Origin of the sequence: uncultured Paraglaciecola sp. (genome assembly GCF_963977085.1) — a bacterium.
GTDB lineage: Bacteria > Pseudomonadota > Gammaproteobacteria > Enterobacterales > Alteromonadaceae > Paraglaciecola.
Map to the genome: position 1 here is coordinate 52995 of NZ_CAXBNC010000010.1, position 23351 is coordinate 76345.

General features: G+C 40.0%; 18 protein-coding genes. 9 read left to right on the forward strand and 9 right to left on the reverse strand.

Annotated features, from left to right (window positions below):
• Positions 1-6: 6 nt before the first annotated feature.
• Positions 7-1668, reverse strand: a complete 1662-nt coding sequence (locus AAC000_RS13100; protein WP_339723238.1) for a diguanylate cyclase — start codon at positions 1666-1668, stop codon at positions 7-9.
• Between the two features lie 329 nt (positions 1669-1997).
• Here AAC000_RS13100 and AAC000_RS13105 point away from each other — a divergent pair, with 329 nt between their 5' ends.
• The 3 genes from AAC000_RS13105 to AAC000_RS13115 all read left to right on the forward strand — a co-directional run bounded on the left by AAC000_RS13105 (position 1998) and on the right by AAC000_RS13115 (position 4664).
• Positions 1998-2420 carry a universal stress protein gene (locus AAC000_RS13105; RefSeq protein ID WP_339723239.1) on the forward strand — a complete coding sequence of 141 codons (423 nt, stop codon included), beginning with the start codon at positions 1998-2000 and terminating at the stop codon, positions 2418-2420.
• 29 nt (positions 2421-2449) lie between these two features.
• A complete protein-coding gene (glgC, locus tag AAC000_RS13110; RefSeq protein ID WP_339723240.1) occupies positions 2450-3760 on the forward strand; it encodes a glucose-1-phosphate adenylyltransferase in 1311 nt (436 codons plus the stop codon).
• A gap of 133 nt (positions 3761-3893) precedes the next feature.
• On the forward strand, positions 3894-4664 hold the full coding sequence (locus AAC000_RS13115) for a helix-turn-helix domain-containing protein (RefSeq protein WP_339723241.1): 771 nt from the start codon (positions 3894-3896) through the stop codon (positions 4662-4664).
• Between the two features lie 177 nt (positions 4665-4841).
• On the opposite strand, the gene AAC000_RS13120 is transcribed toward AAC000_RS13115, so the two are convergent.
• The gene (locus AAC000_RS13120; RefSeq protein ID WP_339723242.1) at positions 4842-5831 is read right to left on the reverse strand and encodes a 2-hydroxyacid dehydrogenase; all 990 of its coding nucleotides are present in this window, start codon (positions 5829-5831) and stop codon (positions 4842-4844) included.
• Positions 5832-5980: 149 nt separating this feature from the next.
• Between AAC000_RS13120 and AAC000_RS13125 the strand changes: the two genes are divergently transcribed.
• Positions 5981-6844, forward strand: coding sequence for a cation diffusion facilitator family transporter (locus AAC000_RS13125; protein WP_339723243.1), 864 nt, complete (start codon positions 5981-5983; stop codon positions 6842-6844).
• Positions 6845-7210: 366 nt separating this feature from the next.
• Here the strand turns inward: AAC000_RS13125 and AAC000_RS13130 are convergent, their stop codons facing one another.
• Genes AAC000_RS13130 through AAC000_RS13140 form a run of 3 tightly spaced genes read right to left on the reverse strand, consistent with a single transcriptional unit; the run spans position 7211 to position 10676 of the window.
• Positions 7211-7549, reverse strand: coding sequence for a hypothetical protein (locus tag AAC000_RS13130; RefSeq protein ID WP_339723244.1), 339 nt, complete (start codon positions 7547-7549; stop codon positions 7211-7213).
• A 56-nt stretch (positions 7550-7605) separates the two neighbouring features.
• Positions 7606-9600 (reverse strand): CsgG/HfaB family protein, encoded by a 1995-nt coding sequence (locus AAC000_RS13135; protein ID WP_339723245.1) that lies wholly within the window; start codon positions 9598-9600, stop codon positions 7606-7608.
• A gap of 26 nt (positions 9601-9626) precedes the next feature.
• Positions 9627-10676, reverse strand: a complete 1050-nt coding sequence (locus AAC000_RS13140) for a hypothetical protein (protein ID WP_339723246.1) — start codon at positions 10674-10676, stop codon at positions 9627-9629.
• A gap of 319 nt (positions 10677-10995) precedes the next feature.
• On the opposite strand from AAC000_RS13140, the gene AAC000_RS13145 reads away from it, so the two are divergent.
• Together AAC000_RS13145 and AAC000_RS13150 are read left to right on the forward strand one after the other, a co-directional pair.
• Positions 10996-11847 (forward strand): protein phosphatase 2C domain-containing protein, encoded by an 852-nt coding sequence (locus tag AAC000_RS13145; RefSeq protein WP_339723247.1) that lies wholly within the window; start codon positions 10996-10998, stop codon positions 11845-11847.
• Between the two features lie 428 nt (positions 11848-12275).
• The gene (locus AAC000_RS13150; RefSeq protein ID WP_339723248.1) at positions 12276-14585 is read left to right on the forward strand and encodes an SUMF1/EgtB/PvdO family nonheme iron enzyme; all 2310 of its coding nucleotides are present in this window, start codon (positions 12276-12278) and stop codon (positions 14583-14585) included.
• A gap of 51 nt (positions 14586-14636) precedes the next feature.
• Here AAC000_RS13150 and AAC000_RS13155 read toward each other — a convergent pair whose 3' ends face one another.
• The 4 genes from AAC000_RS13155 to AAC000_RS13170 all read right to left on the reverse strand — a co-directional run bounded on the left by AAC000_RS13155 (position 14637) and on the right by AAC000_RS13170 (position 17868).
• On the reverse strand, positions 14637-15593 hold the full coding sequence (locus tag AAC000_RS13155; RefSeq protein WP_339723249.1) for a universal stress protein: 957 nt from the start codon (positions 15591-15593) through the stop codon (positions 14637-14639).
• Positions 15594-15614: 21 nt separating this feature from the next.
• Positions 15615-16526 carry a universal stress protein gene (locus tag AAC000_RS13160; RefSeq protein ID WP_339723250.1) on the reverse strand — a complete coding sequence of 304 codons (912 nt, stop codon included), beginning with the start codon at positions 16524-16526 and terminating at the stop codon, positions 15615-15617.
• Positions 16527-16643: 117 nt separating this feature from the next.
• A complete protein-coding gene (locus AAC000_RS13165; protein ID WP_339723251.1) occupies positions 16644-17111 on the reverse strand; it encodes a c-type cytochrome in 468 nt (155 codons plus the stop codon).
• A gap of 484 nt (positions 17112-17595) precedes the next feature.
• Entirely contained in the window at positions 17596-17868 is a 273-nt protein-coding gene (locus AAC000_RS13170; protein WP_339723252.1) for an RNA-binding protein, read from the reverse strand.
• 184 nt (positions 17869-18052) lie between these two features.
• On the opposite strand from AAC000_RS13170, the gene AAC000_RS13175 reads away from it, so the two are divergent.
• The 3 genes from AAC000_RS13175 to AAC000_RS13185 are packed head-to-tail and all read left to right on the forward strand — an operon-like array spanning position 18053 to position 23351.
• Complete coding sequence (locus AAC000_RS13175) at positions 18053-20011, forward strand: alpha-amylase family protein (RefSeq protein WP_339723253.1); 1959 nt, start codon at positions 18053-18055, stop codon at positions 20009-20011.
• The gene (locus tag AAC000_RS13180; RefSeq protein WP_339723254.1) at positions 20008-20859 is read left to right on the forward strand and encodes an alpha/beta hydrolase-fold protein; all 852 of its coding nucleotides are present in this window, start codon (positions 20008-20010) and stop codon (positions 20857-20859) included. Before AAC000_RS13175 ends, AAC000_RS13180 begins: the two co-directional genes overlap by 4 nt.
• A gap of 41 nt (positions 20860-20900) precedes the next feature.
• The gene (locus tag AAC000_RS13185; RefSeq protein WP_339723255.1) at positions 20901-23351 is read left to right on the forward strand and encodes a TIM-barrel domain-containing protein; all 2451 of its coding nucleotides are present in this window, start codon (positions 20901-20903) and stop codon (positions 23349-23351) included.

The window sequence follows — 23351 nt, forward strand, 5'->3', positions numbered from 1 at the left end:
GACTGATTATGCATCCACACAAATTCGGCTTCTGCCAGCTTTTTTTGCTTTATATAATGCTGCATCGGCTGAGGATATAAATTCACTGAGCTTTTCGTGACGAGTGGAGCTGGCTAAACCTGCACTAAAACTACTTTGAAAGAAGGTGTCAGCAACGGTGAAATTTATCTGCAAAAAGGCGCTTAAAATGTGGTTCATTTTAGTTTCGATAATGCTTGGGTTTGTATCACTAAACACCACCATAAACTCTTCGCCGCCATAGCGACCTACATAATCTGTGTCTCGAACTGATTGCAGCAACAATTGTCCTAACGCAATCAGTACCTTATCTCCGGCTATATGACCATATTTGTCATTGACTTGTTTAAAATGATCTAAATCAATCATCACCACAACAGTAGGATTTTGTTGCCGCGAAGACAGCCTCAGTGCGTGTGCCGCGGCATCCATAATTTGACCATGATTGAGGACACCCGTTAGGCTATCTCTAGAGGCAAGGTAGCGGATTTCCTGACCTCGTTGAATACGACTATCCACTTGCTGTACTATTAAATTAGGTGGCGTATTTTTGGGAATGACATCGTCGGCGCCGCATTCTAAGACCGCAAGTTTGGTATTAATATCTTCATCTGCAGTAAGAAAAATAATAGGTACATAGTCATATTTTGATTGCTGACGGAGTATACGCGCAATTTCTAAGCCACTGATATTAGGCATGTGCATGTCTAACAAAAACACATCAGGATGAAAGGATTCCAGTTCAGCCATTATCATCTCAGGTTGATTTATTGCCAGCACTTCTACATGTTCATCTTCAAGTAATGTTTTATAAAAAATGCCTACAGAAGCTTGGTCATCTAATAATAGAATTCTGTAGGGTCTGATCAAATCAAGTTTGAAGTTTTTGCGAATTTTCGACACTAAAGTAGTGATATTAAGGGGTTTTAACAGGAATTCATTTACTCTGGCTCTTACGGCTGCCAGTCTATTTTCAAATGAACTTGAAGAGGATAAAACAAAGACATCTGTACCAATGGCTCTGAGCTTGCCAGCATAAGCGAACATCTGTGCCAATGAGGACGTTGTGTTATCAATATCAATCAGCACCAAATTGAATGTTTGTAGTGCTAAGACTTCTTCAAGCTTTTCGATTGACTTAAAATGACTAATTGCAAACCCAAAGCCAGCTAACAATTTAGTATGTACGGCAGTGGTTTCATTATCATCAATTAAGGCAATCTTAATATCTCGATAAGATTGAGTGGTGATGTCTATATTGTTTTTCAGTGGTTCCCGTAGTTCACCAAGAACCTCTGGAGCTGTTTTGAGTACCAACAAAGGATTAGGATTGATTCTTGACGCTTCAATCATCGAATTCATATGCCGATCGATAAACGGAATGATACTCTTAAATTGATTGATTTTTTCTTCGCAGGGGGCAACTTCTTCTTCAATCATACCGAGCCTGTCGCTCAGTGTGATAAAATTAAGAGTACCACTAGAGCCTTTAAGGCTATGTACTTCAAACCTAAATTGTTTAATCGCTTCAATAGAATGTGATGATCTGGCTTCTGACCATAATTCAATCAACACCGCAATTTTTTCTTCAAACTCAGCAATAAATGTAATACGAAATTCTGCAAGTTTTTGTTCCAATTTAGAACTCATTGGTACCCTTTTAGTTTCTTAGTGACAAAGTCTTAATTTTATACCCAAGACCGCAGTATAACTTACTGATTTATAGCCTAAATGTACAGAAAATTATCTCTGCATAAAGGTATAAATAAGGCGTGTTGTCGGTGCTTGTAAATTGACTTGATAATGCATTTTTTAAGGTGAAAGAAAATTAACATCAACATCTAACAATCATAAGTTGTGGTCAATATAATTTGCCAAATTTATAAGTCTATTTGATGCAGATCAAGGTGTGTCGCCAAATATGCGGTTTAATTATGACAGGTTGAGTCAATAAAATTTCATCTATGGAGAAATTGTATATGCAAAACTATCAAAATATTTTAGTGCCGTTAGATATCTATTCTGATCATAAAATAGTCCTAGAACGCGCCCTTACTTTAGCTCAAAAACCTTCTCAGCTTAACCTCGTTTATGTCACGTTTCCTCACGTCTATTTTGAATCCTATGGGGTAGGGGTTGGTGCTGATTATGTTAATGATAATCAAAAAAATGCTAAAGAGACCTTGTTAAAACTTGCCAAAAAGCATCATATTCCTGAGAGTCAAATACATGCACCAATCGGGTCCCCGGTTGATGAAATTCACCAGTTATCAGAACGTATTAAGGCAGATTTGATTGTGTTGGGTACCCATGGTCAGAGTGGTTTAAAGTTACTGTTAGGCTCAACAGCGAATGGCGTATTGCATGGCGTGAAGTGTGATGTATTAGCAATCAAAATTTAAACTGAAAAACCTAACCGTAGGTAGTCTTTATGATCCATTCCAATTCCCGTTATGTTAGTCAAATAACGAGAGATACTTTAGCCTTGATACTTGCCGGAGGCAAAGGTAGTCGGCTATGTGAACTCACACAATATCAAGCTAAACCTGCGATTCATTTTGGCGGTAAATTCAGAGTGATTGATTTTCCTTTGTCGAATTGTATTAACTCAGGGATCAGGCAAATCGGCGTCATGACTCAGTACAAAGCCTATTCATTGATCCGACATCTGTCTCGGGGGTGGGGGCATTTAAACCGTGACTTAGGGGAGTACGTAGAGTTATTACCGGCTTCTCAGCAATATTCTTCAAACTGGTATGAAGGCACCGCTGATGCGCTGTATCAAAATATTGAGTTTATTCGAGAGCATGGGCCTAAATATGTGATTGTGTTGGCTGGCGATCATATTTACAAAATGGATTATGGTGACATGTTAGTCCAACATGTTGAAAGTGGTGCAGACATGACAGTTTCTTGTATCGAAATGCCAGTTCTAGATGCGGCGGGAACGTTTGGCGTTATGTGTGTGGATAAACACAATCGGATCACCAATTTTGATGAAAAGCCTGAAAACCCTTGCCCATTAAAAGATAAACCTGACCACACTTTGGCTTCTATGGGGAATTACGTTTTTAATACCGAATTTCTTATTCAGCAATTGATAGCGGATGCTAAAAGACTAGAGTCACAGCATGATTTTGGCCGAGATATCATTCCTGCCGCAATCGATAATAATCAAGTCATGGCCTTTAGATTTCGTTCTGGTGATGGAAATACAGCGCCTTATTGGCGAGATGTAGGCACCTTAGATGCGTTTTGGCAGGCTAATATGGATCTTGTTGCTATTACCCCAGAATTAAATATCTATGATCAAGATTGGCCCATCTGGACACACCAAAAACAATCACCGCCAGCAAAATTTATTTTTAATGATGATGATGGCCGTCGAGGCTACGCTGTGGATTCAACTGTGTCAGGTGGTTGTATCATTTCTGGCGCTAAGATTAATCAATCTTTGTTGTTCTCTGATGTGCATGTTCACTCATTTAGTCAAATTGAACAATCGGTGATCCTGCCCCAAGTGAATATTGCTAAACATGTTACGATTAAACGTGCAATTATTGATGCGGGTTGCCAAATACCCGAGGGCATGACCATTGGCGTCAACAAACAACAGGACATAGCCCGAGGTTTTCGTATTAGCCGGGATGGCATAGTATTGGTAACCAAAGACATGCTTAGCAAAGATAATAGTCAGCTGGATTTTTTAAGTAATGATGTGCCGCTTAGAAATACTGTTTAGCAGCAAAACTAGGTATTTTCCGAAGTAAATTACGCAGAAAAACGACTATCTCCCCCTCTACCTAATATCTACTATTTAACCTTGATCTATATCAATGTCTATTAGACTTTGACTGACCTTCGAGGATTATGAAATGCCTATCAATACAACTCAGCCGTCTGTACTTTGCCAACACTGCGCTATGTCTGGCATGTGTTTTAGTCAAGGCGAAAGAAATAATGCAGAGCCCAAAATAAGGTCACATAAAGTTTACCAAAAGGCGAATGTACTGTTTTCCGCAGGTCAGACTTTCGATGCGATTTACATCTTACGAAGTGGCTCAGCAAAATCTTCTATTTTAGCCAATAGTGGTCATGAACAAATAAGCAGCTTTTATTTTCCTGGTGATTTGATTGGTTTAGATGGTTTTGACAATGGTTCACATGCGCAATCAATCAAGTTCTTGGAAACCAGTAGTGTGTGTCGTATTAGTCTTGGAGAATTGGATAAGGCTATGGCAAGTTCAGCAAGTATTAGACACAATATTTTACAGGGCATGAGTCATGCGCTTAACGATGAAGATAAATTTTTACTGAGTTTGAATCATATGAACTCAGCGCAAAGGTTAGGCTCATTTTTATTGGACTTGTCTTCGCGGTTTGAACAAAGGGGATTATCTGGCAATGTGTTTGATTTGAGCATGACACGAGTAGATATCGCTAATTATTTAGGTATGGCGATTGAAACTGTAAGTCGTTTGCTTACGCAATTACACAATGAACAGATTATTGAAGTTGAAAAACGGCGAGTCAGTATTATGGATCGTGACAAACTCAGTGAGAGTTTGTTGCAAGAGCGTGAACCGCATATTTTGTTTGCAGAAAAAGTTCGCCAATCTAACAATATACAGGTGAAAGTGGCGTAAGTATTTTCGGACATGTGCTTACTAACCCCAGCGCACTAAAGTCTGCACTTTGGGTTTTTCTGAATAGCCTTGTTTTTACCTTTGAAAAAGACTGGTTGTTTACATAGTTTTCTCCAATAAGTTGTAGAAAACTATGGCGGGCAAACAAAGGTAAATGTTTGATGCTTTTTCTGCTGTTTAAGCCACTCCATTTTGAATGCTACCATCTTGTTCAAATTGGCTGATATTCGAAAGGGTAGTTTGTGCGATATTGAGCATCGCTTCTTGGGTAAAAAAACCTTGGTGACTGGTAATAATCACATTCGGGAAAGTCGTTAATCTAGCCAGTACATCGTCTTGTATACCTTTTGCAGAAAAGTCTTCAAAAAACAATGCTTCTTCCTCTTCGTAAACATCAAGTCCTAACAAACCTACTTTACCTATTTTAAGGGCATTGATAATAGCTTTAGTATCCACCAATTTACCTCTGCTAGTATTAATAATCGTGACCCCATCGCGCATTGTCGTTAATGCTTTTTGGTTGATTAAGTGATGGGTCTCGGGCGTGAGAGGACAATGCAGAGAAATGACATCTGCTTGACTGAATAGTTGCTCTAAGGTGACATAGTTGACCCCAGACGTAACACAACTTTCGTTTTGGACCACATCATAAGCAATAACCTTGCAGCCAAAACCTAACATAATATTGGCAAAAGCTTGGCCAATTTTCCCCGTTCCTACCACCCCAACTGTTTTGCCGTGTAAGTCAAAGCCCATTAAGTTACGCAGTGAAAAATCGCCTTCGCGAATGCGATTATGGGCGCGGTGTATACCTCGATTTAAACATAACAACAATCCTACTGCATGTTCGGCCACTGCATAAGGGGAGTAGGCGGGAACCCGCACCACAGGCAATGAAAGTTGTTTTGCACAGGCTATGTCCACATGGTTAAAACCGGCGCTGCGCAGGGCAATGAGTTTGATCCCTTGGGTTTTTAGTTTTTGCAACACTTCGGCGTTTAAATTATCGTTAATAAAAGCACAGACCACTTTTTCATCGCTTATTAGTGATGTGGATTCTACATTTAGGTGCGACGAAAAATACCTAATCTGGTGAGCATTATTTTGATTAGCACGATCAAAATATTCTTGATCATATTGTTTACTGTTATAGAACGCTATTTTCATCCTTAGGCCTCATATTAGGTTGGGTGCAGGCAGTATAAAACGTACTCGAACTAGCAAGTTGACCTTGATCAATTAAGTAATTGGGAACAATGATATCCTACACTTGTTACAACCAAGATATCAAAAAAGACCGTTAATGAGACTAAAATATGCATGTTAGACAAGTTCTTCTTATTGAAGGTGGGGTAAATGCCCTGATTACAGTATGCAAAATGACTGTTGGGCTAATGACAGGTTCTGCAGCTGTGATAGCCGATGCGGTGCACTCGCTAACGGATTTGGCAAACAACCTTTTTGCTTGGTTAGCGATAAAAGTGGCAGAATCACCTGCCGATGACTCTCATCCTTACGGCCATCAAAAGTTTGAGCAATTAGCTGTATTTGCTCTGGCGTCAATATTGACCATAGTAGCATTTGAAGTGATAGTGCATGCAGTTGAACGTTATGGAGAGCCTGTTGAACAAAATCTACTGGGCTTGGTCATTTTGAGTTTTTCGCTGCTTATAAATGTTAGCTTGACGCTCTGGGAAGGGTATTGGGCTAAGCGCTTAGACTCAGAAATATTACATGCAGACGCCACACACACCTTAAGTGATGTGTTGACCAGTGTAGTGGTGATTATTGGCTGGCAACTAGCAGCTCTTGGATACTATTGGGTAGACACTATTTTTGCATTGGTTGTATCGAGTATTATCTTTTATCTAGCGTTTAAGCTTTTTCAAAGAGCCATTCCAGTGTTAGTCGATCAGAGTCGCTACCCGCCAGAGCAGTTAAAGGCCGCCGTAGACAGTATTCCTGCTGTAATTACTGTGGGGAATATTCGTTCCAGAGATACAGGGAAAGGGCAGGTAGCTGACGTTTCAGTTACTGTGAGTGCTAACCTTAGTACCGTAGAATCCCATCATATAGCTGACCAAATTGAACGTGTACTAGCAGAAAAATTCGATATTCAAGATGTTGTTGTACATGTTGAGCCTGATGTAGATAAAGAACCAATTGCTAGTGATAGTTAAAATCCCATTTTGCATTTAACAGGACAGTACTATGTTTACCACAGAGATGATGAATTTTTTAGCTTGGTGCACACTGATTAACTATTCGGTGTTAATAATATGGTTTCTAGTCTTTAAATTAGGACATGACTGGCTGCACTTGCTGCATGGAAAATGGTTTGCTCTAAACGAACAACAGTTTGATCTGATCAATTATTGTGGCATGGGACTGTTTAAGTTATTTATCCTTATATTTAATTTGGCGCCCTATTTAGCATTACATATAATCTCATAAATTTATTGGCTGGTTTTGCACTTAAATTGGTCTGTACTTAAGCATTACCACAACAGCAAAATTTCGATAATTTTGCTGTTGGAGTTTCTTAGTTAGAGTGTTGCTATGAGTTCATTAGCAAGATCAATTTTAATGCCTTCTTCTATGGAGTCGACCAGTTGATCGAGTACCTCAATACTGATGGAACGATCTAAAAAGTACTTTTTAGCTTGCAGTAAATCTTTCTTGCAGGCTAAAGGGGCAAAATCCATGGCATCACGTAAATTGGATTTTTTCAAAATTAACTTACCTTTCTCAAAAACGCACTTTTCATAGTTTTTTTTGATTTTAACTAACTCTGCACTATTTAGTGAGCCAGAGGGATTAGCATTTTGATTTGCAGCGCTGCTAAATATCATCAGCGCTGCAATCACTCCTACTATCAGTTTCATTTAGAATTCCTATCCTTTACTAAACCAATGCAATGTAAAACATGCATGAGCGGCATTTAATTAACATTAAATCTATAACGCGCCAATATGTTATCTATGCGTTTTTGAGCTTCAATTGATGTAGGGGATGACGAGATACCTTTGACTTTTTCGTTGAACATCGAATAGGTATATGACTCCACTGCCGCTTCATATTGCATGCGTCGTTCGCTTTCCTTGCCATCATTAAACATAGAGACTTCTAAATTTTCTAGAGGCTGGAGTACCGCCGCCCCCATATGTGCAACAATTTTTTCAGTTAAAGACTGCAAAATTTCAGTATCTGTGGATATTTCCATGGGATCAAATTCAATACCGGCGTCACTTACTCCAGCATTAGCAATGTCACTTTCTTCCAGCTTACGCTCAATGGTGTCCACTAGGGTGTTTTCTCCAGTCTGTGCATCAACCACTCTGAATGTTAATTGTAAGAAGCCTACCTTTTTAGTATCAGTGACATTGTATTCACGTACACCGTACTCTGGCACCATGATCTTTGCTTTAGGAGCGGCTTTTAATTCAGCTGGAGTGGGTTGTGGGTTGACTGCCTTCCAGTTTAAGTAATCGATGTTATCTTCAATTTTCTCACCTACTTGGTAGCGCACGGTTTTGGTACTTGATTCAGTTTTACCATCCACTTTGTATAATAAAACAGATCCCATTATGGCGTAATCGATTCCGTGTACTCGGCCCATTTCTTTAGCAGAGCTTTCGGAAATGACTCCCATTTGCCCCAACTTCATTTCTTCTACAATAGTTTTCAGATTCGCTCGTTCCATTATGCTGATATCATTACTGGCATTGTTGAACATATGAGAAATCAGGTTTTGAGTGATGATGACACCTGAATCACTGCTATCAACAGGACTGGTAAAGTCAAAAATTGCAATTTTTCGTTTTGCGCGGGTGAAAATTGAATCCTCAACTTGTTTTATCTCATTAAACAATTCTGGATAGTTTGCATTGATTGAACCTATTGCCTTAAGCAAATGCCATGCAACTGCATAATTACCCGCTTGTTTATAGGTGCCTGCGCTGAAAAAAGCTTGTTGCGATAAACTGTCTCGAAGTTGGTCTAATCTATTGTCTTTTGTGACGTTATGAGATTGCAACTTTTTGTAAATGTTGACCGCTTCAATAAAACGACCTTCACTCATGGTGTCAATTAGATTTGATGAAAGTTGTTCCGACTCTTTGGTTTTAGCCTCCACTAGCATATCGCTGCAGTTTTGGTTGGGTTGTTGATATTCTGTGAGTCGCTGACATTTGGAAATAACTGTGCCCCATTCCTGCCTATCAAACGCACTTTGTGCTTTATTTAAAAAATACTCAGCATTATCGTTTTTAACCACAGTTTGAAGCAGGTTATTTGCAACGGCGTGATTTGGAGCGATTTTCAGTAAATCCTGTAAATACGCTTTAGCTGACCCAAAATTTTCTTGGGCTATGGCATCGTTTGCTTGTTTTAAAAAGCTGTTACTGGCCTGCGTTTCAACTGTTGTTAATCGGGTCTTGACGTCTTCATAATTACTGGATAATTGAGAGATTTGTGATAATAGTCCATGAGCTTTAACCCAGTTGCTCTGTTGCATTTGGTATTGAGCGTCTTTATATAAAGAAACCACTCGTAAATTTAATGCATCACTGCTCATACTTACCTGTTGTTTTAACGTATTGAGTTCATTAGAGGCTATTTTGCTTTTTTCCAAACTGACTAAAATTTGCTGGGCTTGATCAATATTATTTTGGCTTGAATCACCACTTAGTAACTCACTAATTTTTGCCTTTGAGCTTTGCAAGTATTGGGTGCGTAATTCTGCTAGTTTAGCGGTAAATGTTTTATTTTTAGGATTTTTGGCGATTGCCTGATTAAGATATGAAATTGCTTCTTCATATTGCTGTGTCCCCGCTAATTGATTAGCAGTGTTAAACTCCTGAGTACCATTTGACGTCGTTGAGCCACAACCTGACAGACCAATCACCACTGCCGATGCGAGTAATGCTTTTCTCATGATAAATCCTCTTATTATAATGTGGTTTATTTTGCAGATAAAATAATGCTGTCACCGTGAATTTTTTCAATTGAAAACGGCACTGTGTTCTGCTTTGACATAATGGTTAATTGTTCGAAAAGCTGTTCTGGCCAGCCTTGATATTCAATCACTAATTTGGTTTGTTTTTGATCTTGTAACTCAACAGATGAATCTTCAATGCCTACCAACCAATTGGACATATAAGCAATAATACTATCGCTTTGCGTTTTGTTGCCGGAAATACCAACAATAACAGGTTGTTGGTGGTTACCAGACCAAGCATCATTTGTGTCAATACTAATGCGTTTAGCAATACGTTGAGCCAATTTAGTGGCTAATCCTTTCATGGCATTAATGCTATAGGCCCCAGCCTTTTGGGCTGACTCAACAGAAGTTGAAACCACTATAGCTGTTTGATTTCTCACCAATTCTACATTGGCGAGTAGTTGGTTGTTCTTTATTTTTATGCCTTGATATTCATCACTGATGACACTGCTTTCAAGGTTTGAGGTGAGTATAAAACTTGCGTAAATAGGTGTTTCTACATCACTACTAAGCAAGGTAAAGCCAGATTGTACAAGTTCTTTTTTTAGGGCGGTATCAAAGGCATTTTGTAGATTGGAACGATCACGGCCACTGACTTGTGAGGTACTGAATATGATTCGGGGTTTCTTTAACCAGTTGTATCTTTTTAGTTGAGTGTCCACATGGGAGCGAACTGCCTTTTGATCTATAGTGGCGGCAATATTGACTTTAAAGGTATTATCATCGTATTTGCTTTCATCTATAATAATATATGAGTCTAATTTGCCTTTGGCCGTAGAATAGATTTTTTCAGAGGCAATCTTAAAATTGTTGGTTTCAGTTCTGGCACTGATATAAGTACCAAATAACTGTTCTATCGCCACCCGCTTGGCATCTTCAATGGCAACATTACGGGCATCCGCAATATTATTATTTTCAATGAAACCATAACCAGTAACTTCTACAGATTTCGCCCAAGCAAAAGAAAAATAAATACTGATTAGCAGAACACTCAATAATCGTAAAATCATTTTCAATACTTCCCTTTAAAGTGCACTATAAAACTGAAATGTAGTATTGCTAAAATAACCAAATGTTGCAATGAACATCATTTAATAAAGAGTACTGTTTATTTTTATTTTGAATTAGTGGGGGAGGAATACTTCACCGTCCATAAAATAAAAACACTTAGGTTAAATAGCAAGGGGAATTCAAACACACAATTTTACTTTTGTGGCACTGTTGTAAAACGCAGTTTCAGTTGTTAAAAAGTAAGATTAATTGTGACAGTCCGGTACTTTAACTATAGGTCAAGTAGTACCCACTGTGCCTATTATTAAAGGATGTTGTATGAACAAAAACGCGCCATTTTATGGTGATCAAATCCAAGGTGATCGAAATTATCAGGAGGATTCTTTTAAAATAGAAGTGTTTGGAGAGGAAACATTATTTTTGCTCTGTGATGGTATGGGAGGACATGTAGGAGGAAAACAAGCAAGTTCTTTAGCTGTTGAGGAATTTGTAAAAGGGTTTGGTCATCACAATAACTCTTCAATATATCAACGACTCGAGGCAGGGTTAACAGCCGCTAATGTGGCCATAAAACACAGAGTTTCCCAGTCTAGTGAACTTAGAGGTATGGGGACGACACTGGTGGCAGTGTATATGTGCAAAGAGACAATTCAATGGGTAAGTGTAGGGGATTCACCTCTATGGCTGATTCGAGACAATCAAATACAGCGATTGAATGCCGATCATTCATTGGCTGCAGTGCTCAACAAGTTGGTTAAACTTGGGGAAATTACGGCACAGGATGCTGCGAACGACCCTAAGCGCCACGCATTGCTTTCTTCTGTAAGTGGGGAAGAAATCAAACACATCGATTTACGTGAGTCACCTTTTGAGCTGCAAAACGGTGATTGTTTAATTTTGGCAAGTGATGGCCTTGAAACCTTATCGGAGCAACAGATTATTCGACTCGTCAGTGGCAATGGCAAACCAGAAGAATGTGCTGCGCAATTACTCGGTGCCATCAAAACTTTTCAGAAACCACAACAAGACAACGCAACGGTTATTGTTTATCGACATGGAGAAGCCTCGAAAGAAGAACAGGGTGTGACTTTTTCAAGATCAATGATGTTGTCGCTAGTTTTAATGTCGGTGTTTTTAATGGTGGTGAGCTTAGCTGTGATAATGTTTTGAGCTATGTGGCGGATAGTGATAATGGTATTGGGCAAACTGACTTATCTTACATTTTTTAAGTAGTAGCGGGTTCAGGAAAAATCGCTGTTGAGAGCATTACAACGCCAGTGGCAATTAGCCGAAACTGAAAAGATAAAAGAAATAACCATTGGGAAATAGTGCAACCTTAGGTCTGAGTCACAGCTCAAGATAAATTTCTTTACATTAGATAGGGGGAGCGGCTTAATATAGATGCATAGTTGAAGGGCGTTTTAGCAGAGAGTGGGGAGTCTTTATTCTCATTGAAACATAGCGTGTTTTTATGTGTTTTACGTCTCTTATATTGCCTGAATGGTAATCATTGTATGCTGATAAATGTATTTACAGTATAGGACACGGGCTTAGTGCTCGATAATGACTAGAGTTATAGTTTTAATGGGAATTGTTTAATGGAACTGCACGCACTTCAACCTGGGTACATGTTATATGAATACCAGATTGAAAAAAAACTGGGCGAAGGTGGGTTTGGCATAACCTATTTGGCCATAGATACACACCTCGATATGCGGGTGGCGATTAAAGAGTATCTGCCCAGTGATTTTGCGATGCGCCAAAGTGATGTCACTATCGCACCTAAAAGTACCGCTCTTAAGGAAAGTTTTGATTGGGGATTGAACGCCTTTATCGATGAAGCTAAAACTATTGCCCAATTTGATGCACTTAACATTGTTAAGATCCACCGCTTTTTTAAGGCAAACGGCACCGCATATATTGTTATGGAATATTGTGATGGTGGGAGCCTAAATTTACGAATAATGGCTAAGCCCTATAATGAACGGGAAACCCGGGCGCTGCTTGAAGATTTAGTCAAAGGTTTGATGGTGGTACATAAAAATCACATCTTTCACCGTGATATTAAACCAGATAATATTATGTTTCGTAAAAACGGCACGCCTGTTCTTATCGACTTTGGGGCGGCCAGACAAGCGGTAGAAGGGCAAACCCGAACTGTTACTTCTATGGTTACGCCTGGTTTTGCGCCTCCAGAGCAATACAGTCAAAATACTAAGTTTGGTCCATGGACAGATATTTATGCGCTAGCAGCAGTGGCTTATACTTGCTTAAAAGGGCATAAACCCAGCGATTCAGTACAACGTATGGTTGAGGATGACTATCAACCACTTTGCCATGGGTCACAGGCATCAGGTTTTTTGCGAGGGATTGACTGGGGACTCAAGCTCTCTGCTAATCAACGACCTCAGGATTTAAGGTCATGGCTTGCTAGCTGGGATAGCGGTATTGTTGCTGATTCTATCTCCACTGAGAACACTGTTTTAATAGCCTCTGATGATAATACAGTGCTGCAAACTCAAGGTGTTAACCACTCACCAACTCCCAAGAGTAATACTTCCACATCAGCGGCTTCTAATGGGAGGGGGGGAAAATTCACCTTCATATTAATAATTGTTTTGGTTTTACTGGGGGCAGGGTTTTATGGGTATCAGCATTTTCAACAAGAAAAAGCCGATTTAGAGCCTTCACCAAGTCCAGTGGCAACCGTTTTAGACTCTCCCAGTAAAACCTCAATTCAACAGGTCCCAGAAACAACAGGGCAAATTTGGGTAACGACTTTTCCTAACAATGCGCGAGTAGAGATATTAGATATTGAAACAAAATACTCAGCGGGTATGTCTCTCAAATTGGGGCGTTACGGCTTAAAGGTTAATGCAGAGGGGTATCAAGACAAAATCGAGTTTGTTGATATCCTGAGTGGAAATAATAATGTGACAGTCAATTTAGACCCACAAGAGCAGAAAATACCAGAGGTGACAATACCCCAGCCTGCTGCGTTAGGGCAGCTTTGGATAACCACTCGTCCTAGTAATGCTCAAATAGTGTTATTGGATATTGAGCCAAGCTATTCGGCGGGAATGCAAATCAAGCCTGGACGGTATCGGATTAAATTGGTGGCAGCCGGATATCAGGATAAAATTGAGACTATAGATGTGGTGAGTGGCAATAATAACCTGACTATTTCTTTGGCCCGAGTAGTGGCGAATATTCCCCTACCTAAAATGGTTAGCATTGCCGGCGGTAGCTTCGAAATGGGAACAAATAATGGTGAAAATAATGAAAAACCTGTTCACGCTGTTACGGTAAAAAACTTCAGTTTGAGCCAAACTGAAGTCACTTTTACGCTATGGGATGCCTGTGTCAATGCAGGAGGTTGTAGTTATACGCCTCATGATGAAGGTTGGGGTAGAGATAACCGCCCGGTCATAAATGTGAGTTATCAGGATATAACCGGTGATTTTATTCCTTGGTTGAACAAGTCTACAGGGGATGACTATCGTTTGCCTACTGAAGCAGAATGGGAATATGCAGCAAGGTCAGGCAGAACCTCTAGGTACAGTTGGGGTTACACTATTAACTGTTCACAGGCTCGTTATGGGTATCTCTCCGGTGAATGTAAAAAACGCCAAAATACAGACAGAGTTAAGTCCTTCTTAGCCAATAGTTTTGGTTTACATGACATGCACGGCAATGTTTGGGAATGGACCCAAGATTGTTGGAATGATAACTATAGTTCTGCTCCAACTAACGGAGAAGCTTGGGATAAAGGGGATTGTTCTCAACGGGTATTACGTGGCGGCTCTTGGCTCTCGAGACCTGACGCGTTACGTTCAGCCTACCGTTTCAGAAATTCCATAAACGTGCGCAATAACGATCTAGGGTTTCGCCTCGCCCAAGATCGCTAAGTAAGTGCTTCGAGTTAACTAGATTGCGGCTTTAAGCATAATTATCTAAGTTTAATGAAACGGCGCGTCGAACCCTTTGGGTTTCACAGCCAACAAATCACAGTCAACTGTTTCGATGAGTTTTTGTGCTGTACTGCCCAGTAAACCGGTGCGATAAGTCGTGCCCAGCACCAGAATGCCAGCCTGAAGTTGCTGCAAAGTTGTTGGTAATACTTCATCAATATCACCAGAGATAATGTGCTGATTCGCGCTATTTGGTACATATTCAGTACATTCTTTAGCGAATTTAACGTTATGTTGATAGCGTAATTTTTCAAGCACCATAGATTCATTTTGATGAGGATCATAAGAGAATACATCTGCCCACATGCCACTTTTATCAACTGCTTCGAGCAAAATATCCCAATAGCTAGGGTCAAAGCAATGTATGGCCTGAAGCTCCATATCTAAGGCTGAAGATATACTATAGCCAGTTTTAAGAATGTTTTTGTCCAACTCACTTTTAGCACTTAAATTGTGTTCAGGATCTATGGCTGCAACAACTGTTGAATGTTTAGACCATTTGTGCGTTTTAACCAATAATATTGGCATTGGACATGCTTTTAATAAATACCAATCGGTTGGCGTAAAAAAGGTTTTAGTTAGGGTTTTATGTGGATGCGTTGCCTTTACGACTAAATCAGGTTGAAAGTTATCTACCACCTTTAATACACCTTGATAGACAGGCCAATGCCAAATCACTTCAGTCTCAAAGGTGACATTTTTTTGGGTGTTTTGAGTTATCAAGTCACTCAGTTTAGCTTGGTTGGATTTAATAATTTCAGCCTGCATTTTCTCTTGTTGTTTGCTGCTCAGGAAATTGCTGGCCATCACCGAGGGATAATACAGGCAGCTTAATAGCTTTAAGGTAATTGGTTGTTGTTTAGCAAACAACAATGCTTTATTGAGTGCGGGTTGCACCTGTTTATCAGGATCAATAACGACCAGTATTTTTTTAATCGTTTGCATTATTTTATTCCTTATTTGTGGTTATAAGGTGGGTTTTAGAGTCAAGATGTCGCAGCTCATATTTGCTAAGATATGTTCAGCGGTATTACCTATAAAAGCGCCCAACAATCCTGTTCTACCCACTGTTCCTAATATCAGTAATTGCGCATCAATTTCTTTGGCTTTTTGGGGGATGGCAATGTCAGCACGGCCTTCCATTACGTGATAGGGATGAATAAACAAGTCATGTTCTTTGAGTAAGGTTTCCATTTTGTTTTTATGGATATTACTGGCATCTACTTTGATGCTATCAAAATCGATATTTGCCCAACCCACATCCATGCTTGGTCCCATACTGGGGGTCTCAAATGTATTCACACTGTGTAATGTTGTTTTAGTCACATGGGCAATCATTTTTGAATACTCGAGTATATTGTGATTGAGCTCGATATGTTTGTTATCGTTAGTAGTAGGATCAATGGCCGCCAATATTGGGGTGTCTAGCCAATGTGAGTCTCTAACCAACAAAAGCGGGGCTTTGCAATAACGTAATAAATGCCTATCCACTGGCATCGCAAATGGGTTGATATTTGATGAGTCGGCCGTTATCCGCTTGACTACTAAATCAGGGGTAATTGCATCTACTATTTCTTCTATCGCCTCATGCAACTCTCTATGCCAAGCTACATTTACGCTGCAACTGATCCCTTTTTTTTCTAACGCGTCAGCTAGGGTATTCATATATAAATACCTGTCTGCCATATATTGTTTTTTTAATTCTTTGCGATGGTCACTAGACAACACATCTGTTAATTCCATTACTGGCTCATAAATTGAGTTAAATAAATAGATATGCACTTTAGTAAACTCGGCGAACTTTAACGCCCTTTCTAATGCTGGGTGTTCAGCATGCCTACCACTTATAACCACTAATATTCGTTTAGGTGTGTTCATTAATACCGTCCTAAGTATGTCTTCTAGCCCATCACATAAAAAGCCTGTTGCAAGGGATTGTTATTTGATTCTAATAATTACAACTCTCACTTGCTTGATACAAATCAGCTTCCCTGATTACAGCATTCGATATTGGCCATAATGTGTATAAGTGATAGGTTTCACATCGTACTTAGGTTGTAAAAACGCAACCAAATCAATGAGTTCTTGTACCGTCATTAGATCGTTAAATATTCGCATTTTTGAACTGCCATCTTGGTTGGTCACTTTTTCTTCATTAAAATGGCTTCTAGGTGCTAATTTATGGGAAGGGTTGATGACGGATGTGACTAATTGCGCATAAGTTTTGACAACGGCAGAAGTACCGCCAAGGGGAACAGGGGTGTCAAATTCTTTAATTAAAGAGGAGTCTTCATAACCCTTCATTGCATGACAAGCCAAACACTGATATTTCATAAAAACCTTCTCACCTTTTGCCACATTGCCTTCAGGCAAACTAAACCCTTTGGGGGAGTCAGGGCCATAGCTGCAAGCTGCCAAAACAGAAAATAGTAATATCGAGGTCACCCAAATAAATGTTTTCATATTGTTGCCTTATCATTTGTTATGAGATTAAGCATTAACATAATGGAAAATCAGCTTAAATGGCTAATTGGGAGTCGTGTTTATTGATAGGGATCAAATTAGTGAAGATAAAGTATTAAAATAAGACGTTTTTTTATCAATCAAGATTTACATAAACTAGCCAATCATAATTCATCCCAATTTACATGAAATTGCAAAATCCGTGAAAATAACCAAGGGTATCAGTCATAATCACAAGGCCAAAAGTGAATCTGCGTTTCGGTAAATAATCGACCCAGAGTTGGCGGCACTTAAATAAAAATCAGTGACAATTTGTTTTGACCGATAAGACTCTATTTAAAAAAGGGTGGTCGGCCATAAGGTATTCACTTTGACTGATAAATACATGATTTGAAATGTGGCTAGCCATCGCAATAATCACTAAAACGCCATATAGCTAGCAGCCACAAGAAGTATTTTTCAGCATGTTATGGGGGATTGTCTACTAATCGGCTTTTGGTTTTGTTTGAGGTTCAGTTTTATTTTCAGCATATTTAACTCTGATTTTATTCGCTCCTAACATACTGTCATTTAATGATTTCACAGCAACTTTTGCTTCACCAGGTTTAGGCATTTCAACAAAACCAAAACCTTTAGATAAGCCGTTTGTTTTTTCTTTCACTACATCACAAGACTGTACTTTTCCGTGCGCCTCAAAAGCCGCTTTTAGCTCTTCTTCTGTGGTTTCTCTATGTAGGTTTCTGATTAATATTTTCATTTCGTTTGTCGCTTCTAGGTAATACGCTTTATTAATAACTCATGATAACAGCATACGCTTAGAAAGAGGATCCGATTTTAGTCGCGAGGAGTCTTCTGTAGACTGTGAATACGTATGTAACAGACTGTTAGAAAGTGACATCGAAAGGTATGATTTAGCATGCGTTGTCGATGGAACCTTGTATATGTTTGAAACAAAATTAGCTAAGTGGAATCACACTATTTTGTCTATTGTTATTTTTGCAGCTGCAACTGGCTGTTCACCCCCACCAAAAGAAGCGCTTTCCACCTCAAAATCTCACGCAGGTCACAGCGTTGAGCATTTATTGACTGCCAAGCCACAAGGTAAGCCAGTTGTTTACCAAGTCTTTACTCGGCTTTTTGGAAATACCAATACCAATAATACACCTTGGGGCACGATTGAAGAAAATGGAGTGGGTAAGTTTAGTGATTTTACCGACACTGCATTGCAAGGCATTAAAGAACTGGGTACCACGCATATTTGGTATACAGGTGTGCCTCACCACGATCTGATCACCGATTATTCAGCCTATGGTATTTCTCATGATGACCCTGATGTGGTGAAAGGTCGTGCTGGCTCCCCTTACGCGGTTAAAGACTATTATTCAGTTAATCCGGACTTGGCAGACGATCCTGCAAAGCGTTTACAAGAATTTGAGGCATTAATTGCCAGAACCCATAAAAATGACATGCAGGTCATTATAGATATAGTGCCAAACCATGTGGCGCGAAATTATAAATCATTGGCTAAACCTGAGGGGCAGAGTGATTTTGGCGAACACGACGATACGAGTGTGGAATACGCCAAAGATAACAATTTTTATTACGTTGTGGGGCAGGATTTTCAAGTACCTTTACCTCTTGATGGGTATCAACCTTTAGGGGGAGACGAGCACCCATTGGCCGATGCTAAGTTTATTGAGTCGCCTGCCAAGTGGACGGGAAACGGCTCGCGTAAAGCACAGCCACATTTTCATGACTGGTACGAAACCGTCAAGGTCAATTATGGCGTGAAACCTGATGGCAGTTACGACTTCCCGCGGCTACCCGAGCAATACTTGCAGCTTGGTTTTGAGCAACATGCACAATTTTGGCAAGATAAAGTGGTGCCCGATTCATGGCGTAAGTTTCGTGATATTACTCACTATTGGTTAGATAAAGGAGTCGATGGGTTTCGCTACGATATGGCAGAAATGGTGCCAGTAGAATTTTGGAGTTATTTAAATTCATCTATCAAAATGAAAAACCCCCAGAGCTTTTTATTAGCGGAAGTATACAACCCTGAGTTATACCGCCAGTACATTCAGTTTGGAAAAATGGACTACTTGTACGATAAAGTTGAATTTTACGATAGCTTAAAAGCCATAATGCAAGGCAAAGAAAAAGGCGAAGTGTTACATCAAATTCAATCAGGCCATCAAGATATCGAACGGCATATGCTGCACTTTTTAGAAAATCACGATGAACAACGTATCGCCAGCGACGACTTTGCTGGCAAAGTGGGAGGGGCCGAGATGGGCATGCCTGCTTTAGTGGTGTCTGCATTGATCAGTAAATCACCTACTTTATTGTATTTTGGCCAAGAAGTAGGTGAAGACGGTAGCGAAGACTTAGGGTTTGGCGATCCATCGCGTACAAGCATTTTTGATTATGGTGCTGTGCCAGCTCACCAACGTTGGATGAATAACGGCAAATTCGATGGCGGGCAGTTGACTGGGTCTGAAAAAGCGTTACGCAATTTTTATGCTGATGTGATGAAAATTTCTGCCTTTCACCCAGCCATGTTGGGGGAATATATGGCTGTAGAGATTAAAGCAGATCAAGTGGCTGATATCGGCACAGGTGAAATCCTTAGCAGCCCAGCGAAAGACAAGTTAGTTGCCTTTGTTCGTTATACCGATAAACAGCAGGTGTTAGTGATCAGTCATTTTGAGCAACAGCGCAGTATCAAGTTAGCGGTCGTTTTAGATAATCAACAACTTGAAACATTAGGGCTTAAAACAGACGCCTATGTTGCTGTGGATTTATTAACTGGAGCTGAGCATAGGCTTATTGTTGAAGATCAATTAGGCCTGTTAGAATTGACCTTAGCCCCCATGCAATCTGTAGTGATCCAATTATGAATGACAAATTAACTATTCGAGGAGTATTGTTAATACTCGTGTTGTTATTATCTGCTTGTAGTGAGCCAATAAAAAAACCTAGTGCGACTACCAATGTAGAGGTATTGCCCTATCAATTTGCGATGCCCGAACTCGATAGACAGCGCAGGGTTCGTGTATATTTACCACCCAGTTATCACACTTCTGAAAAATCTTTCCCGGTTATTTATATGCACGATGGGCAAAATCTGTTTGATGACAAAACTGCCTTTGCAGGTGAGTGGGGCGTCGATGAAACTCTCAACGAGCTTGCCGAAAAACAAGGCTTAGAGGTGATAGTTGTAGGCATTGATAACGATGCTGATTTTAGAATGAATGAGTTGTCACCATGGGAAAATAAACGTTTTGGTGCAGCCCAAGGTAAACAATATATGGATTTTATTGTCGAGGTTGTGAAACCCTATATCGACACTAATTTCCGCACTCAATCTGACCGGTTACACACTGCTATTATGGGTAGCTCAATGGGAGCCTTGATTTCCCATTATGCCATACATGCTTATCCTCAGGTGTTCAGTAAAGCCGGTATTTTTTCACCCTCTTATTGGTATTCACAAGATGTGTTTTCTTTTAGCAAACTTAAGAAAGCCCAGTTGGATGCCCGTTTGTACGTAATGTATGGCGACAAAGAAGGGGATGGCATGATAGCCGATACTGATAAAATGCAGCGACAACTTAGGCAACAAGGTCATCCACGCAAAAATACTGTGTTTAAGCGGGTGCCTAATGGCGAACATAATGAGCAATTGTGGCGAACAGAGTTTTCTGACGCCATTCAATGGTTATTTCAACAACAGCCTACTTTCTAAGTACATCCGGTACACATACTTTCACCTAGAAGATAATTCCTATGTTTTTTATTAAAAACTCGATGTTTAACTTTCACCTACTTAAGTCAATCACTGTGTTGGTTTTTGTACTTTCTAGTTCACTTATTCAGGCGGCAGAATACCAAAGTCATAGGCTTGAAGGTAATGCACTGGTTGTTTTAACAGACGAAGGCCAAGTATCTTTGACTGCCTTTTCTGCTAACGCCTTTGAAGTGTTTTATCAACCTACTAATACCAAACAATTACCTTCTTTCGCGCTGGTAGATAATCAAGACACAGTGGACCTCACGCTTAAGAATAACCTCAATACACTAGTAGTAAACACTGGAAAACTTAAGGCCATTATTGATAAGTCACCTTTAAAAATACGTTATTACCAAGGTGATGCGTTATTAGTCGAAGAGGAAATGGGGCTGTTTTTACAGGATACCCAGCGGGGTTTTCGATTTAAGCTACAACAGCATGAAAAGTTAATGGGTGGTGGACAGCGCGTGTTAGGAATGGACAGGCGAGGGCAGCGTTTCCCCCTGTATAACAAAGCCGATTATGGCTACACCACACACTCTACACAAATGTACTTTGGTTTGTCAGCGGTATTGTCGAGTCGTAACTATGCACTAATATTTGATAATTCTGCCTCTGGGTATATGGATTTAGGCCATACCGAGGCAGACATTATGCAATTTGAAGCCGTAGGTGGGCGTACGGCTTATGTAGTCGTCGCTGGCACAGATTACCCAGATATAATTAATAATTTTGTTGCGGTAACAGGTAAACAACCCTTACCACCTCGCTGGGCGCTAGGCAATTTTTCCTCTCGCTTTGGTTACAAAAGTGAGCAGCAAACACGAGAGACAGTACAAAACTTTATCGACCAAGACTTCCCACTCGATGCAGTGGTATTGGATTTATATTGGTTTGGCAATGACATTAAAGGGTTTATGGGGAATTTAGACTGGGACAAAGAGACCTTTCCTACACCAGTAAAAATGATGGCTGACTTTAAAGCTAAGGGCGTAAAAACAATATTGATCACCGAGCCATTTATTTTATCTAGCTCAGACAAGTGGCAAGAGGCAGTCGACAATCAGGTGTTAGCCAAAAACCATGTTGGTGCGCCGCGACGCTTTGATTTTTATTTTGGAAATACCGGGCTGATAGACGTCTTTGATACCCAAGCCAGTGACTGGTTTAACGATATTTATACTGACTTGTTTAAACAAGGCGCCGCAGGCTGGTGGGGAGACTTAGGCGAGCCTGAAGTGCATCCTGCTGACAGTATTCACCATTTTAATGGCTTACAAGTGACAGGAGACGAAATTCACAATGCTTACGGCCATATGTGGGCCAAAAGGGTGTATGACAATCAGTTGGCTATTGCACCTAAGCAACGCCCTTTTATAATGATGCGGTCAGGGTTTGTAGGCTCTCAGCGTTATGGGATGATCCCTTGGACAGGTGATGTCAGCCGCTCTTGGGATGGTTTAAAACCACAAGTTGAGCTGTCATTACAAATGGGCTTATTAGGATTAGGCTATACCCATTCCGATTTGGGTGGTTTTGCAGGTGGTGAAACATTCGATCAAGAACTGTATATTCGCTGGTTACAATACGGGGTCTTTCAGCCGGTATTTCGGCCACACGCCCAAGATAATATTGCACCAGAGCCTATTTTTCATGATAAGCAAACCAAAGATATTTTGCGAAAATATGTAAAACTGCGCTACGCCATGTTGCCCTATAACTATTCTTTGGTATACGAAAACAGCCTCACGGGTATGCCATTAATGCGTCCGGTGTTTTTTGAAGACTCAACTAACCCAGACTTAATAGACGTGAAAGACAGCTATTTCTGGGGCGATGCGTTTTTGGTCAAACCTATTACTGAACCCAATCTCACATCACTATCTATGGACTTACCAAAGGGCGTCTGGTTTGACTATTGGACGGATGAAAAATACCAAGGTAATCAGACTATTGAGTTAGCAACTCAGTTAGATAGATTACCAGTGATGGTGCGTGGTGGGGCGTTTATCCCTATGGTAGAGCCACTGCAATCCACAGATAACTACAGCACTCAAAAATTGAAGTTACATTATTATGCTGACCCGTCCATTAAGTCTACATCAGGCATTATGTATGATGATGACGGGGTGGATCCTAATGCCATTAAAAACAAAACCTTTGAAACACTTATTTTTAATGGGCAGCATACAAGTCAGCAACTCACAATTAGCTTACAGCGCCAAGGTCACTATCAATCCATGCCAGAAACACGGGCAGTAACCTTGTTGGTTCACAATTGGTCAACCGCCGCCAAAGTGGTCTCTATTAATCAAAAATTGCTTGATATAGTGAAAAATAAACAAACCTATGAACATGCATCTGAAGCTGCGTTTTGGGATAAAGAGCGCAAGGTATTGCAGCTTAAATTTGCTTGGTCTGAAAATCTGGAGTTAGTAATAAAATAG